Origin of the sequence: Clostridium sp. LS (genome assembly GCF_002760435.1) — a bacterium.
Classification (GTDB): domain Bacteria; phylum Bacillota; class Clostridia; order Clostridiales; family Clostridiaceae; genus Clostridium.
Map to the genome: position 1 here is coordinate 1 of NZ_AUUU01000115.1, position 15,791 is coordinate 15,791.

The window sequence follows — 15,791 nt, forward strand, 5'->3', positions numbered from 1 at the left end:
ATTTTTTATATCTAAAAAATGAGCCGCTACAAAACTAACTATGTTAGTTTTGCAACGGCCTCTTTTTGTTACATATGAATGTCAAATTGCATAGTATGATTAATGTATAGATTTATTAAAGGTGTGATTATTATAGCTGAGTTAAGTAGACAAGTTCCTTCAAAGGCAGATGCATCATTAGGATTATTAACTAATGTACCAAAAGCGATATTGGATCAATTGGGTTTTAAATATCAGAGTCAAGGAAACAACATCGAGCTCACCATTTTATATAGGGGAAGTGTAGAAGAAACAAGAACATTTATTGAAGGGCTGGGAGGAAATTTTCAAGATTTAGGATTTAACTTTGCTGTAGTTAATATACCAGCAAACAAATTAGATCAATTAGCAGCAAGTACTACGATACAATATATAGAATTACCTAAAAGTTTATATGAGCAGGATCAAGAAAGTAATAGAGTATCTTGCATACCTCAGCTATCTCCAGATTTTAATGTTTTAGGCGATGGCGTATTAGTTGGATTTGTTGATTCAGGGATAGATTATACACATCCAGCATTTATGAATACTGCTGGTACAACAAGAATCGAGTATATTTATGATTTAAGTACCGGTGGAAGTGTTTATAATAAACAAACAATAAATGAAGCAATAAAATCTTCTAATCCATTTTCAATTGTACCATCAATAGATAATACTGGACATGGAACACATGTAGCAGGTATTGCATGTGGTGGGGGGAATATAAATCCTATGTATAAGGGAGTTGCACCTAATGCTTCAATAGCAATGGTTAAAGCTGCTCGAGGAACTTCAATATTAAGTTCTCAGATAATGCAGGGAATTAGGTTTTTATTAGATAAGAGTAGAGAACTTAATATGCCTCTAGTTATCAGCATTAGTTTAAGTACTAATGATGGAGCTCATGATGGAAGTAGTTTATTAGAACAATACATTAGAACAGTGTCAAATTTAGAACGAGTAGCTATTGTAATTGCAGCAGGAAATGAAGGTGATGCCGGACACCATATTGGGGGAGAGTTAATTAAAACTCAAAGAAAAATTTTTAATATAGCAAGTGAAGAAAAATCAATAGTTATGAATTTATACAAAACAATTTTATCTAATATATCAATAAGTATAATAAATCCAACAAGTCAGAGTAGTGGTAATATTAATATACAAGAAGGATATATTCAAGGGGGGATAGGAAGCGATAGATATGATATCTATGTATCAGGGCCTAAGCCTTTTGAACTAAATAGTGAAATTAAAATAATTCTTTCTGCAAGATCTGGATTCCTTGCTCAAGGGGTATGGACATTAGAAATAAATGTAACCAACCAATACTTAGGAACATATTCAATATGGCTCCCAGTATTAGAAGGTCTTAATCCGGCAACTAAATTTTTAGAACCTAATCAGTTTAATACATTAGGAATACCTGCTACAGTAGATAATATAATTGCAGTTGGAAGTTATAATTATAGAACTAACAATTTGTCATCATTTAGCGGGAGAGGAGCACAAAATCAGAATGTAGTAAGACCTGATTTAGTTGCACCAGGGGAAGATATAGTTGGCCCAGTACCAAATGGAGGATATGATAATAAAACAGGTACATCAATGGCTACACCTCAAGTATCAGGAATATGTGCATTAATGATGCAATGGGGAATTGTAAAAGGAAATGATCCATATTTATTTGGGCAAAGATTAAAATATTATTTATTAATGGGAGCTCAGAGAAGGCGTACAGATGTAACTTATCCGAATCCGCTATGGGGATATGGCACAGTGTGTGCATTCGATAGTTTAAAATTGCTTCAAACTGATTTAAATGCCATTTTAACCAGAGGTGATGCAAAACAAAAAGATATGCCAGTAACAAATAGTACACCTAATAAATATAATATTCTGAGAAAAAATATAAAGAGGAAAGTTATGGAGAATACAAGTAGTGGAAATTCTGCACAAAATATTGGTAGGTTAAAGATTCAATGCTTTAGAGGAGATGATTATATCCCGATTGATGGTGCTAGAATAACTGTAAGAACAGCAGCAGGATCTGAAAATGTTAATAGCATTCAATTAGTAACAGATACAGTTGGATTAACACAAATAATTGAGCTAACAGCACCACCTTTAGAATATTCTTTAAATCCCAACAGTAATCAGATACCTTATAGTCTATATGACATCTCTGTTGAAAGAGATGGATTTAATCCAATAATAATAAGAGGATGTCAAGTATTTCCTACACAAGTTGCTTATCAAGTATGCAATCTGACAAGTAGTGCAGGAAGAGGAAGCATGCGTCAAGAAGTTATAAATATACAGCCAAATACGCTAAATGGAAATTTTCCGCCTAAGATACCGGAGGATCCAGAGAAACCATTACCAGCACCTACTTCGGGAGTTGTATTACCGCAACCAATTGTTCCAGAGTACATTATTGTTCACCAAGGAGGTCCAGATGATCCATCAGCACCAAATTATAAAGTTCCTTTTAAAGATTATATAAAAAATGTTGCTTCAAGTGAAATATACTCAACTTGGAATGAATCTGCTATAAGAGCAAATGTTTTTTGTATTGTATCTTTTACATTAAACAGGATTTTTACTGAATGGTATAGAGGAAAAGGAAAGAATTTTGATATAACTAGTTCAACGGCCTATGACCATGCATTTAGCTATGGAAGGAATATTTATGACAGTATAAGTGCAATTGTAGATGAGATTTTCTCTACTTATGTAAGAAGACCTGGAGCAAAACAGCCACTTTTAACACAATATTGTGATGGTAAGAGTGTTACTTGCCCACAATGGTTAAGTCAATGGGGAAGTCAACAGTTAGCACAACAAGGTATGGTTCCATTTGATATATTGAAAAATTACTACGGAAGTGACATTGAACTAACTACAGCTGAAAAAGTTGCTGGAAGTCCACAATCATATCCTGGAAAGCCATTAAAGATAGGGGATTCAGGCCCAGAAGTAAGAACAATTCAAAATCAATTAAATAGAATAGCTAGAAACTATCCTTTAATACCTAAAGTTGCTGAGGATGGACAATTTAATCAAAAAACTGCTGATGCAGTAAAAACATTTCAGCAAATATTTACATTACCGCAGACAGGCATAGTTGATTATGCAACATGGTATAGAATATCAGATGTTTATGTAGGTGTAACTAGAATTGCAGAGCTTCGAAGTACATTTAATACTCAAAATACCTGGGGAAGAAATGAATTTATACCACCTATAATACCAGGTTTAGATAATAAAAGGGGAATCCCTAAATTTTATTATTAGGAATGAATTTCTACAAAAATATTATTATGCCTTCAGCATATATGAAAATAAAATTAATGGGCATGTATTTATGAATTATCATTCATAATAATTTTTAATACATGCTCACGTTTATTATAGTGGGTAAGATTAATTTTAATTTACGTTTACACTCCTTCTAAATTGAATTCAGGAATGAAATCAGAGGAATTGGTTCCTTCATCTTGAATAAATCCATTGGTAAGCCCTAAATCTAAGGCATAGTTAATTAAACTATCATAATGCTTAGGATTGAGAGGCCTATTTATTTCAGGATGATTAATAGCATTAAACATTGGCACATATTGATTCATTATGCTTATATAAATATCATCCTTATATGTATTATAAAGATAATCTATTATTTTTTTAGAATCAAAAAGAAGCCCAGGAAGCATTAGATGCCTTACAATAACTCCTTTTACCATATTTCCATTAGAATCAAAAATAGGTTTTCCAACTTGTCTTACCATTTCATTAATTATTTTAGCTGCATTGCTAGCATAATTATTAGCATTAGAGTATTTTACAGCGTATTTATCATCAAAATATTTAAAATCTGGTAGGTAAACATCAATGTATCCCTCTAATAATTTTATTGTTTCAATAGAATCATAGCTATTAGTATTATATAAAATAGGTATAGCTAATTTATTTTCCTTTGCAATTTTTAATGCTTCAATTATTTGTGGAACATAGTGTGTTGGGGTAACTAAATTTATGTTATTAGCACCTTTTTCTTGAAGCTCTAAAAATATTTCTGAAAGCCGCTTAATTGATACCTCAATTCCGGTGATTGATGATGTAAAGTTTATGCTTTGTGATTTTATGCCCCCATGAGTGGAAAGATTGACATTTTCGTTAGTTCCCTGACTTATATTATAATTTTGGCAAAAGACACATCGTAGGTTGCAATGAGAAAAAAACACTGTGCCAGAACCTTTGCCTTGAGATATAGGTGGTTCTTCCCAAAGATGTAAAGATGCTCTGGCAATTTTTATGTTATTTGAAGCATTACAAAATCCTGTTTGATTATTGTTTCGGTTAACTTTACAGTTTTTATAACAAAGAGTACATTCGTCTAATAAGTTTAAATAATTCATATATATCAAATCCTTCAAGGTAGTTGTTAAGTATTATAATTATAAAGTATATCATATTTATTTTCTATCGGATGTATCACAGAAATCTTTTTTATGTTTAAAAAAGAATATTATACATTGAGATATAAAAATTAAACTTAGTAAACCAAACATAGGATATAGTTTTGTTATGAGGTTTCCGAATCCAAACTGAGAAATTAAAAGTGCAATACCAATCACAATGAATATAGCCTTTTTGAACTTGATATTAAATGATTGCTCTAATGTTTTACTTATGGAATATACATCTGAAACTTCAGTAGAGAACATTTCTAACCAAATAATTACAAGCAACAAAGCTTGAATTATGTTTCCAAACCTATTTGCTACAAAGAGCAACGGAATTTCATATTTATATATATATGGTTGGTTAATTGTTAATAATAGATTTATCATTAAACAAAGTATAGTAAGTCCTAATGCACCAGTTATTATTCCAATAACCATTATTTTAGTTTTCTTCATTTGTGAACTAAGTGGAACTAAGACTCCTGAAGCTGAAAGTGTATTATATCCTGCATACAATATTGTTGAAATAAGAATTCCAGATTTTTTAGGTGGAAAGCTAGATATATTACTAAATGAAACTGAATCTTTACAAAATGCAAAATATAAGATTGTAATTAGGGAAAGAGTAAAAATCAATCCTGGAACAATAAATGAGTTTACTTCTATTAAACCTTCAGTATCTCTAAGCAAGAAAAATATACCGATTAAAATCATTATTAGTGATCCAATTATTTTTGGTATTCCAAAAAACTGATGAATTAAAGCTCCGCTTCCAGCTAGGATTATTGAAGCACTGGAAATAAGAAAAAGTGTAGTTATAACTCCAGTGAATTTACCAAATATATTTGGACTAATAGTATTCATAACATCGCTGTATGAGCTTAGGTTATAATGAATGCTTATTTTAGAAATAATAGAACTCATTAAAACATAAAAAATGCCGCAACCTATAATACCTAAAAAACTAGATATTCCATATTGGGTAAAAAACGCTGTGATTTCTTTTCCTGAGGCAAGTCCGGCGCCAACTATCGTTCCAATAAATACGGTAGCAACTTGGAATATACTTATTAATTCTTTTTTCAATTTTTATCCCCCTTGAAGAATGTTCCTTGTACTAATTATATAAGGTTTACTTTTAATTTATTCTTTAAATGTTACAATATTTAGAAAAGGTATAATATTTTTCAGATAGTTATTTAGTATTTGGAATGTACATTTAATAATATAGAATGTAAAATTAGATTATAAAATCTTGCATTTATTCTGGCGTAGAAGCTTATTAGATTGTGAGGAGAAAAAATGAGTGATTTTTGGAATGGGAAGAGATATCATAGTTTAAATTATTTTTTAAGAAATAAATTTGGAGAAAAAGTATTTAAAATATCTTTAGATGGAGGTTTTTCTTGTCCTAATAGGGATGGAAAGATAAGTAGAGGAGGATGTCTTTTTTGTAGTGAAAGAGGCTCAGGAGATTATGCCGGAAATAGAGCGGTACCGATTGAAAAACAATTCAATCAGATAAAAGATATGATGGCTCAGAAGTGGAAAAGTGGAAAGTATATTGCATATTTTCAGGCTTATACAAATACATATGCACCTATTTATGAATTAAGAAAAAAGTATGAAGAAGCTCTAGATCAAGAAGGGGTTGTAGCAATTGCAATAGCTACGCGACCAGACTGCTTAGATGAAGAAGTGTTAGAACTATTAGAAGAAATAAACGGTAGAGTTTACCTTTGGATAGAACTTGGGCTTCAAACTTGTAATGATGAAACTGCCAGGGTAATAAATAGAGGGTATAAATTAGAAGTCTTTGAAGAAGCAATGAAAAAATTAAAAGAACGAAATATTGATGTAGTGGTCCATGATATCTTGGGGTTACCAGGAGAGACAAAGGAAGATATGCTAAATTCTATAAACTACATTGCTCATTCAGGTGCTAAAGGGATTAAATTACACTTATTGCATTTAATGAAGCATACACCTATGGTTAAGTTATATGAAGAGGGGAAACTCGAATTTTTATCTCAAGAGGATTATATTGAACTAATAACTAAAGGAATAGCACTTTTGCCTGAAGAAATGGTAGTGCATAGACTAACTGGAGATGCACCTAGAGATCTACTAATTGGACCAATGTGGAGTTTAAAGAAATGGGAAGTTTTAAATTCAATCGATAAAGCTTTAGAAGACAATGACTTATGGCAAGGGAAAGATTTTAAATGAAAAGAGATGTAAAATGAAAGTAGATATTATAATATCAGCAGATCATATAGATGAAAATGAAATTAAAGATAAAATAGTTGTAGTAATAGATATGTTTAGAGCTACGTCTGTAATTATTACAGCATTAAATAATGGCTGCAGAGAAGTTATACCTTTTTTAACAATTGAAGAGACTTTAGAAGAAGCTAAAAAGTTTAATAAAGAAGATTATATATTAGGTGGGGAACGAAAAGCAGTAAAAATAGATGGTTTTGATTTATCTAATTCCCCTTTAGAATATACAGAAGAGGTAATAAAAAATAAAATCTTATTAATGACGACAACAAATGGAACTAGAACTCTTACAAAATCAGCATCTGCTAAAAGCGTGTTAATAGCAGCTATGTTAAATGCAAAAGCAGTAGCTAAAAAACTGATTAATATTAATGAAGATGTAATTATTATTAATGCAGGAACTAATGGAAACTTTTCTATGGATGATTTTATTTGCAGCGGATATATAATTAATGAGATATTAAGGGAAAATAAAGGATTAGAGCTTACGGATATAGCAAAAACGGCAAACATGATATATGCAGCAAATACAGATATATTGAGCTATGTAAAAGAAGCATCACATTATTCTGTAATGAAGGTTTTAGAATTAGATAATGATATTGAATATTGCATTAAAAAGAGTATTGTAGATATAGTACCAGAGTATAAAAACAGTAAGATAACAAGTGATTAGTTTAGTTTTTATATAAAATTGGGAAAATGGAATTTTATGTAATGATATAAGAAATTTAAAGATTCATTAAAGAAGGTGATGAAGTTATGAGGGAAAAAATATTGCTTGTTGAAGATGATATATCAATAAGTGAAATGGTTCAAAATTATTTAGTTAAAGAAGGATTCAGTATAGTAACTGCTTTTGATGGCGTAGAAGCGGTAGAAAAATTTTTGAAGGAATCTTTTAATTTGATTGTTCTTGATATAATGATGCCAAAGCTTGATGGAATAGAAGTTATAAAAATAATTAGAAACAAGAGCATGATACCTATCTTAATTATGTCAGCTAAAGATAGTGATGTAGATAAGGCTATAGGATTGGGTTTTGGAGCAGATGATTATATCGCAAAGCCATTTTCTATGATTGAATTTTCAGCAAGAGTTAAGGCTGCAATAAGGCGTGCAACTAAATATTCTAATGCAGATAAGAAGGAAGAAAAAAAGATCATTAATATAAATGAACTTTTAATTGATTTAGATAACTTTTTAGTTAGTAAAAACGGTGTGGGGATTAATTTAACTTCTAAAGAGTTTGAGATTTTAAAGCTGTTCGCAACACATCCAAGTAGAGTCTTTACTAAGGCACAAATTTATAGCTTTGTTTGGAATGATGATTACTTTGGAGATGATAATGTAATAAACGTGCATATGAGAAGGCTTAGGGAAAAGATTGAGGACAACCCTTCTCAGCCTAAGTATATTAAGACGCTATGGGGAATAGGTTATAAATTGGGAGAATTTTAATATGGTAATTTTTCTAACAACAATAATTGTTGTTTTATTAAGTATAATTTATTATCAATACAAGGCTCAAAGAAATAGAAGTGACAACTTAAAATATGCTTATGAAAAATTAAAGAGTATAATAGATAATAATTCTAGCGAGAAGCTGTTGCTTTTTACAGATGATAAAGAATTGATACCACTATTAATAGAAATAAATAATCTTCTAAATTTTAGTCAGAAAATAATTGCTAATTATTCAAGAACTGAAATAGAGATGAGAAAAATGCTTTCAAATATTTCGCATGATTTAAAGACTCCTCTTACAGTTGTACTTGGATACATTGAAACTATAAAATTCCATAGTAATATGGCAAGTGAAGAGAGGGAAAGGCTTCTTTCAAAAGTGCAAAATAAAACAATAGAAGTACTTGAGTTGATTAATAAGTTTTTTGACCTTGCAAAATTAGAATCAGGAGATAAAAAAGTTCCGTTAACAAGAATTAATTTAAATGAAATATGTAGAAGAAATATACTAAATTTTTATGAAATATTAACTTCAAAAGGAATTGATGTTAGTATAGATATTCCAGACGACAACATTTATATTCTAGGAAATGATGAAGCATTAGATAGAATATTAAATAATTTAATATCAAATGCTATCAAGTATGGCAGTGATGGAAAGATAATTGGATTAAATCTAAGAACTGAAGATAACTTTGCTTATATTGATGTTTGGGATGAAGGAAAGGGTATTGAAGAGATACATAAGGATAAGGTATTTGAAAGAATGTATACTCTTGATGATTCAAGAAATAAATTATACGAAGGCAGTGGACTTGGACTAACAATAACTAAAAGGTTTGTTGAAAAATTAGGTGGAGAGATATTTCTTTACAGTATTCCACATAAAAAAACAGTATTTACTTTCAGAATAAAAAAAATAGATTATTAAAAGCAAAAGGTAGAAGTGTTAGCATTTCCACCTTTTTTCATTATAAATTTATAGTTTTATATGCATGAAATCTTAGAGAATAATATGATTTTGTTATAATAGTTTGTGTTAATATTATCATTAAAAGGATTATAACTTAATAAATTTGTAATATTTGCTTAATAAAAAAGAGAAATCCTATTATTAAAATGAAAATATAGGGTCAGTAATTTAAAAATAGTTGTAGGCAAGGGAGAACTGAAAATGTCGTATACATTAAGAACAAATAATTTAATAAAAACCTTCAGTAACCAAGAAGTAGTATCTAATGTGAGTATGAATATAAAAAAGGGAGAAATTTATGGATTTTTAGGGCCAAATGGTGCAGGAAAAACGACCGTTATGAAGATGATAACCAACCTTATAAAACCTACTAGTGGAGAAATTGAAGTATTTGGAGAAAGGTTAACAGATACATCCTATGAAATATTAAAAAGAATGGGCACTATAATTGAATACCCTGTGTTTTATAATAAACTTACTGGACGAGAAAACTTGGAAATTCATCTTGAATATATGGGGTATCATGATACTAGTGCTATAAATAATTCCTTGGAACTCGTAAATCTAAAAAATGTTGATAAGAAAGCTGTTAAGGATTTTTCACTTGGTATGAAGCAAAGGCTAGGCATTGCAAGGGCAATATCAACAAAACCAGAATTTTTAATATTAGATGAGCCTATTAATGGGCTTGATCCAATAGGTATAAAGGAAATGAGAGATCTACTTAAAATGTTATGTAAAGAATATGGTATAACAATTTTAATTTCAAGCCACATTTTAGCAGAAATAGAGCATATAGCAGATACAATTGGAGTCATTAACAACGGAAGATTGATAGAAGAAGTTTCAATGGATTCAATTAGAAGCAGAAATGCAGAATATATTGAAATATTAACTAAGGACTGCAAAAAGGCTGCGTATGTTTTAGAAAGTGAACTTAATATTTTAAACTTTAGAGTTGAAGATAATCTATCAGTAAAAATATATGATTTAAGCTTGCCACAGAATATTATATCAAAGACTTTAATATTAAAAGACGTAAATATTGAGGGGATATTTAGGAAACGTGATTCTTTAGAAGATTATTTCTTAAGATTAACTAATGGAGGGAATATAAATGCTTAAATTAATGAAACTTGAAATTAAAAAATTTAAATTAAAAGGATATATAAAAGGAGTTACAATTGCTAATTTAGTTATACTTGCATTTATACTTTTTATTAATTATGCATCTAAATATGAGAGCGAAGTTGCTATGGATAATTATCAAATGGCTTTTACAATAATTAGTGCTTTTATAAGGGTAACATTTATAGTTTTTGCAAGTGTTATTATTTCAAGACTTATTATTGATGAATATAAAAATAAGACAATAACTGTATTATTTATGTACCCAATAAATAGAAGGAAGATAATTATAGCAAAACTTATCATTGTGGTTATATTTGCATTTATATCAATAATAATATCAAATGTTTTTGTAGGGACGAGTTTTTACCTATTTGATAAAGTATTACATTTTGTACCAGATAAGCTAACAATAAATATCTTGATATCAAATAGTATAAATACTGTAATGTGTGCATTTGCAGATTCATTTATAAGTTTAATACCTTTATATTTTGGAATGAGGAAAAAGTCAGTACCTGCAACTATAACATCAGCAATTATAATCGCTTCAGTTATTTCTTCAAATAATGGTGGATTTACACTATATTCAATAATAGCAATACCAATTGCTCTTGCTGTAATAGGTGCATTTATAGGATATTTAGCTATTAGAAATATAGAACATATGGATATAGCCAATTAATACTAGGAGGATATAAAATGAATGATCTTTATATGAATTATAATCAAATATTACAAAAAGTACTGAAGCCTTTTGAAAGGAGTTTTATATATCTATTGTTTTCATTACCGATTGGAATAATCTATTTTACTTTTGCAGTATGTGCTGTAAGTTTAGGTTTTGGATTAAGTATCACTATTATCGGCATTCCTATAGTAGCTGGTACATTGATTTGTGCGAATAAAATTGTTTATTATGAAAAAATTATAGCTGCAAAAATATTAGATACAAATGTTAATATAGCTATAGAGGAGAAGAACACAAATAAAGATAATGGGGCTTTAAAAAGAATGATAGAAATGATTAAAAATCCTAGAAGTTGGAAGGGTGTAATTTATTGTATAGCTAAATTTCCAGTTTCAATAATACATTTTTCAGCAGTAACTTGTTTAACTTCATTGAGCTTAGGAATAACATTTCAGCCTATCATTTTTGCGATAAGTGGAACAATGGGAGTAGATGTATATAAAAGCAGTATTACTATTGGGAGATTAATGGGATTCCAAAAGCCAAACTTCGTAGATTTCTTTTTGTGTCCAATATTAGGGGTTATAGTTACGTTTTTTAGTATTAAATTAATAAATGTATTAGCAAAAAGATGGGCGGAGTTTACTTTGAAATTTTAAAATTTAATGAGAATAATGAAGTAGAATTTGAATTATAATATTTAAAGCCACAGGAAATTAAATTATCTGTGGCTTTTGAAAGTTTAATTTTTATATTGTTTTAATAATTCATATATTCTAGGAGAACAATTTCTCCCCCTGCAAGCGCCACTACCAGCCCCAGTAATTTCCTGCACTTCTTTTACAGTTGAAGCACCATTTTTTATAGCTTCTTTAATTTTGGCGCGAGTAATTAATTTACAAGTACAAGTTTTGGTTAATTTATCTAAAATATCTTCATTTAAGTTATTATCCATATTTAAGCTCCTTAAAATTATTTAATTTTAGATAATTAAAGCACTTTATCAGTTGATGGTCAATAGGCTATGTAATAAATTAACTTTTATGAGCTAGATTATCTAAATAAGTTAAGCAATTGTTAAGAAAACTGTTATATAATTAGGGTAAGTTAAGATAATAATGATAATATTAGTGGATAAATTTAATGAATATATATAATTATTGAACTCGAGGTGATAGTAATGGTGAAAGTGCTGCTTGTTGAAGATAATATGGAAATAAGTAAAAATATAGTTGAATATTTTAAGGGAGATATGGAGATTGATGCTGTCTACAATGGTTCAGATGCGATTGAAAGTTTAGGGGCATATAACTACGATATAGTGATCTTAGACTTAATGCTGCCAGAAGTAAGTGGAATGAGTGTTTTAAAACATATATCTAAAAATTGTTTGAACACAGGTGTAATTATACTAACCGCAAAAGAAGAACTTGGAGATAAGCTTAAGGCTTTTAATTTAGGTGCTAATGATTATTTAACTAAACCATTTTTTATGGAAGAATTGAAAGCTCGAATTAATTCAATTTTAAAGAGTATGGGAAAGGTTAAAAAACCTAATATACTTGAATTTAAAAATATGCATATAGACATGAAAGTAAAAAAAATCTGCATAGATGATACAGAGTTAGATTTAAATGAAAAATTATATAAACTTCTAGAATATATGGTTATAAATAAAGGTGTATTGTTATTTAAAGAACAGATATTTGATAATGTATGTGGATATAATAGTGATGCAGCAACTGAAATAATTGAAGTTTATATAAGTAGGCTGAGAAAACAATTAGGTGCATATGGATATGATAAATATCTTATAACCAAGAGAGGCATGGGATATATATTAGATGAAAGTATAGAGGATTAAGATATGAAAAAAGATATATTTTTATCTACAAAGAAGAAAATTATAGCGACAAGTACAAGTGTAGTTTTTGCATGCCTGCTTGTGTTTGCAAGCATAACACAAGTTTTATACTCATCTAGAGTACTAGACAATGTGGATCACCAACTTTTAGAGCAAAAAAATTTCTTTACTCAAGGGTCATTTAACATGGATGAATATGAACATATTTTGAATCAAAATGCTACTATTTCAAGAGGAAATGAATTAGATGGCAAATTTAAAAATCAACCAGAAATTCAGCCTGAAAATTTTGATGGAAAGCCAAATGGAAAGCCTATGCACATTCCGCCTAATCTAATTGTTATTATTTATAAAAACCATAATTTTGAGGGGATGAGTAAAAATTTATATTTTTCTCAAGATAACCTGCCAGTACTTCCTACAAGTGCAGAAAATGAAATAGTAACACTTACTAGTGGTGAGTATAGTTTTAGAGAGATTGTAGTTAATAATGGAGATTATAAAATACAAGTCCTTGCTAATATTGATGCTGAAGAGCGTTCATTAAATAGATTGAGAAATACAATTATAGTAAGTTTAGTTATATTAATAATTGTTGCTATACTCCTTTCAGCATATCTCGCATCTAGAGTAATAAAGCCAGTTAGAGAGGCTTATGAAAAACAAGTATATTTTGTACAAGATGCATCTCACGAAATGCGAACCCCATTGGCTGTAATAAAAGGAAAATTAGAATTACTGGCTCATTCATGGGGGGATACTATAGATAATCATTTTGAACACATTTCAAAAATGATGAGTGAGGTAAGGGGTTTGGAAAAGTTAAACAGTGACTTATTACTCTTATCTAAAGAGGATTTAGATTTAGTTGTCAATATAACGAGTTTTAAATTAAATGATTTTATTAATGATTTAAGTGAATTTTATTTTGATTTAGCGGAAATCAAAGAAAAGACATTTAAGGTTATTAAGGTTGAAGAAGAAATATTTGTTCAGTGGGATTATGATAAGATGAAAAGAGCCATTGTAATATTAATTGAAAATGCATTTAAATATACTAAGGAAAATGGTGTAATAATTTTAAGTGTAGAAGATATGAGTAAGTATATTAAAATATCAGTAAAAGATAACGGCATAGGAATTAAAGAAGAAGAACAAAAGCGTATATTTGATAGATTTTATAGAAGTGACGCAGTAAGAGGGCAAAATATTAGTGGAACTGGTATTGGCCTTAGTTTACTCAAATCTATCTCAAAGAATTTTGGAATAAAGTTAAAAGTAAATTCGGAATACGGAGTTGGATCTGAATTTATATTATTAATCCCTAAAGTGATGAAATAGAAATTAACGATAACTAAGAACAAATCAAGAAAATTTTTTGATTTGTTCTTAATTAATTGTATCTAATGGGTCACACCAAATAGTCTTTCTATAAGACTTATTTTTCTTGGCTGCGTTTCCATTTCTTTTTGAATATAATAAGCTTGTTCAATTACATTTTTAAATCTTTTAATTTCTGCTATTAAATTATTATCTCTAGATATAGATATTTCGTTAAATTCTTTTAATTGTGATTTTATATTATGTTCTAATGAATTTTTTTCAGAAGCTAATTTAGTAATTTTTTCAGAAAGTTCACTGTATAAATTTTCGTTGTTTTTACATTCTACATTAAACTTATAGTCAATATACTCTTTGATTTCGTCCAATATATTTTCCCTTAGAATATTAAGTTGTTTAGTTTGTTCTTGCATTAATGCATCTACTATTTTTTGAACAGATAATTCATTATTTTCATGAATTTTAGTTGTTAAATATTCTTTTAAATTATCATATTTTTCATTTTCAGACTCCACAATCGTAGATATAATCTCATTAATTGAGATAGAATTATTTTCTTTAATATTTACTAAATCTTCAATATTTAAAGGTAATTCCTTGCAATAACTTTGAATTTCTTTTATAGTCATTCCTTTGTTTTTTAAATTAATTAAAAATTCAAGCTTATCTATATCTCTAGTTGTATATCTTAATTTTTTATCAGATATTTCAATTTTTAAAATATTATCGAAAACATTAGTGTAATATAGAATATTTCTTTCATCCTCATCCAACAGAGCAGCTACTTGACTAATTGAATAATATAAGATATCTCCTCTTTTCTTGTTTTTTACAATGGATTCTTCATTAATATCCATATGTTTATTTTCAGAATTCATAATGTTTTAATTCCCCCTTTTTTAATTCAACTTAAATTAATGTGTTATACAAGTTAAGTGCCTAAAAAAGAAATAAAGGTGACTATGCAATCATAGTCACCAAAATACAACAAACAAAAGTAAATAAATTATACAATTTATCACGATATATTATAATTATATTTTGGCAACCTGACGATCATAGAAAATAATATTTTCCTTAGACTCACGGCTTTGCGACCTTACCTTTCAATAAGTGTGCTAGTATCATTTATAGTTATAAAACAAATAATTAGTATTGGCTACTTTATGTTTTAATTATAAAATAAGAAAAACATTTTAGCCACAAATATCTTTAAATTATGATAAAATTTGTATATTTATAACTTATCTTATGTATAAGATTAATATCTTAATTGTAAAAATAGTTTCCATAAAGGGTATTTATAATAAAAAAGTAATAATCTGAAGTAAATTTAACGTAAAATTATTAATATTATAATAAATATCCTTTAAATATTAGTAAATGTAGTATAAAATTATATTGTTATAAAATATTTCTAATAATTATTATATACTAAAGTTAGACATTAAAAAATAAAAATATTAAAAATATTTCGAAAAATAAAATAGATTAAGTACATTTTAGATAGTGTAAAGTGAGCTATGAAAAAATAGAAATAAAACTTATCTGACAATATTA

At 28.5% G+C, this 15,791-nt stretch carries 14 protein-coding genes and 1 riboswitch; of the genes, 10 read left to right on the forward strand and 4 right to left on the reverse strand.

Translation table 11 applies throughout. The features are described 5' to 3' along the window. The first annotated feature begins 132 nt into the window (after positions 1 to 132). Positions 133 to 3,315 (forward strand): S8 family serine peptidase, encoded by a 3,183-nt coding sequence (locus tag COL3_RS22075; protein ID WP_035282524.1) that lies wholly within the window; start codon positions 133 to 135, stop codon positions 3,313 to 3,315. A gap of 146 nt (positions 3,316 to 3,461) precedes the next feature. Here the strand turns inward: COL3_RS22075 and COL3_RS22080 are convergent, their stop codons facing one another. Continuing rightward, on the reverse strand, positions 3,462 to 4,436 hold the full coding sequence (locus COL3_RS22080; protein ID WP_008419690.1) for a radical SAM protein: 975 nt from the start codon (positions 4,434 to 4,436) through the stop codon (positions 3,462 to 3,464). Positions 4,437 to 4,493: 57 nt separating this feature from the next. Next, on the reverse strand, positions 4,494 to 5,570 hold the full coding sequence (locus COL3_RS22085; protein WP_008419692.1) for a membrane protein: 1,077 nt from the start codon (positions 5,568 to 5,570) through the stop codon (positions 4,494 to 4,496). A 216-nt stretch (positions 5,571 to 5,786) separates the two neighbouring features. Here COL3_RS22085 and COL3_RS22090 point away from each other — a divergent pair, with 216 nt between their 5' ends. From COL3_RS22090 to COL3_RS22120, 7 genes are all read left to right on the forward strand, one after another. Continuing rightward, positions 5,787 to 6,713, forward strand: a complete 927-nt coding sequence (locus COL3_RS22090) for a TIGR01212 family radical SAM protein (RefSeq protein ID WP_008419695.1) — start codon at positions 5,787 to 5,789, stop codon at positions 6,711 to 6,713. Positions 6,714 to 6,726: 13 nt separating this feature from the next. Then, the gene (locus tag COL3_RS22095; RefSeq protein ID WP_008419697.1) at positions 6,727 to 7,443 is read left to right on the forward strand and encodes a 2-phosphosulfolactate phosphatase family protein; all 717 of its coding nucleotides are present in this window, start codon (positions 6,727 to 6,729) and stop codon (positions 7,441 to 7,443) included. Positions 7,444 to 7,529: 86 nt separating this feature from the next. Beyond that, entirely contained in the window at positions 7,530 to 8,228 is a 699-nt protein-coding gene (locus tag COL3_RS22100) for a response regulator transcription factor (RefSeq protein ID WP_008419699.1), read from the forward strand. A 1-nt stretch (position 8,229) separates the two neighbouring features. Further along, the gene (locus COL3_RS22105) at positions 8,230 to 9,165 is read left to right on the forward strand and encodes a sensor histidine kinase (protein ID WP_008419701.1); all 936 of its coding nucleotides are present in this window, start codon (positions 8,230 to 8,232) and stop codon (positions 9,163 to 9,165) included. 243 nt (positions 9,166 to 9,408) lie between these two features. Beyond that, the gene (locus COL3_RS22110; RefSeq protein WP_008419702.1) at positions 9,409 to 10,332 is read left to right on the forward strand and encodes an ABC transporter ATP-binding protein; all 924 of its coding nucleotides are present in this window, start codon (positions 9,409 to 9,411) and stop codon (positions 10,330 to 10,332) included. Beyond that, positions 10,325 to 11,020 (forward strand): ABC transporter permease, encoded by a 696-nt coding sequence (locus COL3_RS22115; RefSeq protein WP_008419704.1) that lies wholly within the window; start codon positions 10,325 to 10,327, stop codon positions 11,018 to 11,020. The genes COL3_RS22110 and COL3_RS22115 overlap by 8 nt, the downstream gene beginning before the upstream one ends. Positions 11,021 to 11,037: 17 nt before the next feature. Further along, on the forward strand, positions 11,038 to 11,685 hold the full coding sequence (locus COL3_RS22120) for a sensor domain-containing protein (RefSeq protein WP_008419706.1): 648 nt from the start codon (positions 11,038 to 11,040) through the stop codon (positions 11,683 to 11,685). Between the two features lie 83 nt (positions 11,686 to 11,768). On the opposite strand, the gene COL3_RS22125 is transcribed toward COL3_RS22120, so the two are convergent. Continuing rightward, the gene (locus COL3_RS22125; RefSeq protein WP_008419709.1) at positions 11,769 to 11,981 is read right to left on the reverse strand and encodes a (2Fe-2S)-binding protein; all 213 of its coding nucleotides are present in this window, start codon (positions 11,979 to 11,981) and stop codon (positions 11,769 to 11,771) included. Positions 11,982 to 12,206: 225 nt separating this feature from the next. On the opposite strand from COL3_RS22125, the gene COL3_RS22130 reads away from it, so the two are divergent. Together COL3_RS22130 and COL3_RS22135 are read left to right on the forward strand one after the other, a co-directional pair. Further along, positions 12,207 to 12,890 (forward strand): response regulator transcription factor, encoded by a 684-nt coding sequence (locus tag COL3_RS22130; RefSeq protein ID WP_008419711.1) that lies wholly within the window; start codon positions 12,207 to 12,209, stop codon positions 12,888 to 12,890. Positions 12,891 to 12,893: 3 nt separating this feature from the next. After that, positions 12,894 to 14,231, forward strand: coding sequence for a HAMP domain-containing sensor histidine kinase (locus tag COL3_RS22135; RefSeq protein ID WP_008419714.1), 1,338 nt, complete (start codon positions 12,894 to 12,896; stop codon positions 14,229 to 14,231). Positions 14,232 to 14,293: 62 nt separating this feature from the next. On the opposite strand, the gene COL3_RS22140 is transcribed toward COL3_RS22135, so the two are convergent. Continuing rightward, on the reverse strand, positions 14,294 to 15,109 hold the full coding sequence (locus tag COL3_RS22140; protein WP_008419716.1) for a helix-turn-helix domain-containing protein: 816 nt from the start codon (positions 15,107 to 15,109) through the stop codon (positions 14,294 to 14,296). Between the two features lie 162 nt (positions 15,110 to 15,271). Continuing rightward, positions 15,272 to 15,361: riboswitch (cyclic di-GMP riboswitch) on the reverse strand. Between the last annotated feature and the right edge of the window lie 430 nt (positions 15,362 to 15,791).

Bases quoted from the DNA above. Each gene is read 5' to 3' on its own strand.
- COL3_RS22140 (WP_008419716.1), bottom strand. From the start codon at position 15,109: ATGAATTCTGAAAATAAACATATGGATATTAATGAAGAATCCATTGTA.
- COL3_RS22080 (WP_008419690.1), bottom strand. From the start codon at position 4,436: ATGAATTATTTAAACTTATTAGACGAATGTACTCTTTGTTATAAAAAC.
- COL3_RS22130 (WP_008419711.1), top strand. From the start codon at position 12,207: ATGGTGAAAGTGCTGCTTGTTGAAGATAATATGGAAATAAGTAAAAAT.
- COL3_RS22115 (WP_008419704.1), top strand. From the start codon at position 10,325: ATGCTTAAATTAATGAAACTTGAAATTAAAAAATTTAAATTAAAAGGA.
- COL3_RS22095 (WP_008419697.1), top strand. From the start codon at position 6,727: ATGAAAGTAGATATTATAATATCAGCAGATCATATAGATGAAAATGAA.
- COL3_RS22110 (WP_008419702.1), top strand. From the start codon at position 9,409: ATGTCGTATACATTAAGAACAAATAATTTAATAAAAACCTTCAGTAAC.
- COL3_RS22135 (WP_008419714.1), top strand. From the start codon at position 12,894: ATGAAAAAAGATATATTTTTATCTACAAAGAAGAAAATTATAGCGACA.
- COL3_RS22090 (WP_008419695.1), top strand. From the start codon at position 5,787: ATGAGTGATTTTTGGAATGGGAAGAGATATCATAGTTTAAATTATTTT.
- COL3_RS22105 (WP_008419701.1), top strand. From the start codon at position 8,230: ATGGTAATTTTTCTAACAACAATAATTGTTGTTTTATTAAGTATAATT.
- COL3_RS22100 (WP_008419699.1), top strand. From the start codon at position 7,530: ATGAGGGAAAAAATATTGCTTGTTGAAGATGATATATCAATAAGTGAA.
- COL3_RS22120 (WP_008419706.1), top strand. From the start codon at position 11,038: ATGAATGATCTTTATATGAATTATAATCAAATATTACAAAAAGTACTG.
- COL3_RS22125 (WP_008419709.1), bottom strand. From the start codon at position 11,981: ATGGATAATAACTTAAATGAAGATATTTTAGATAAATTAACCAAAACT.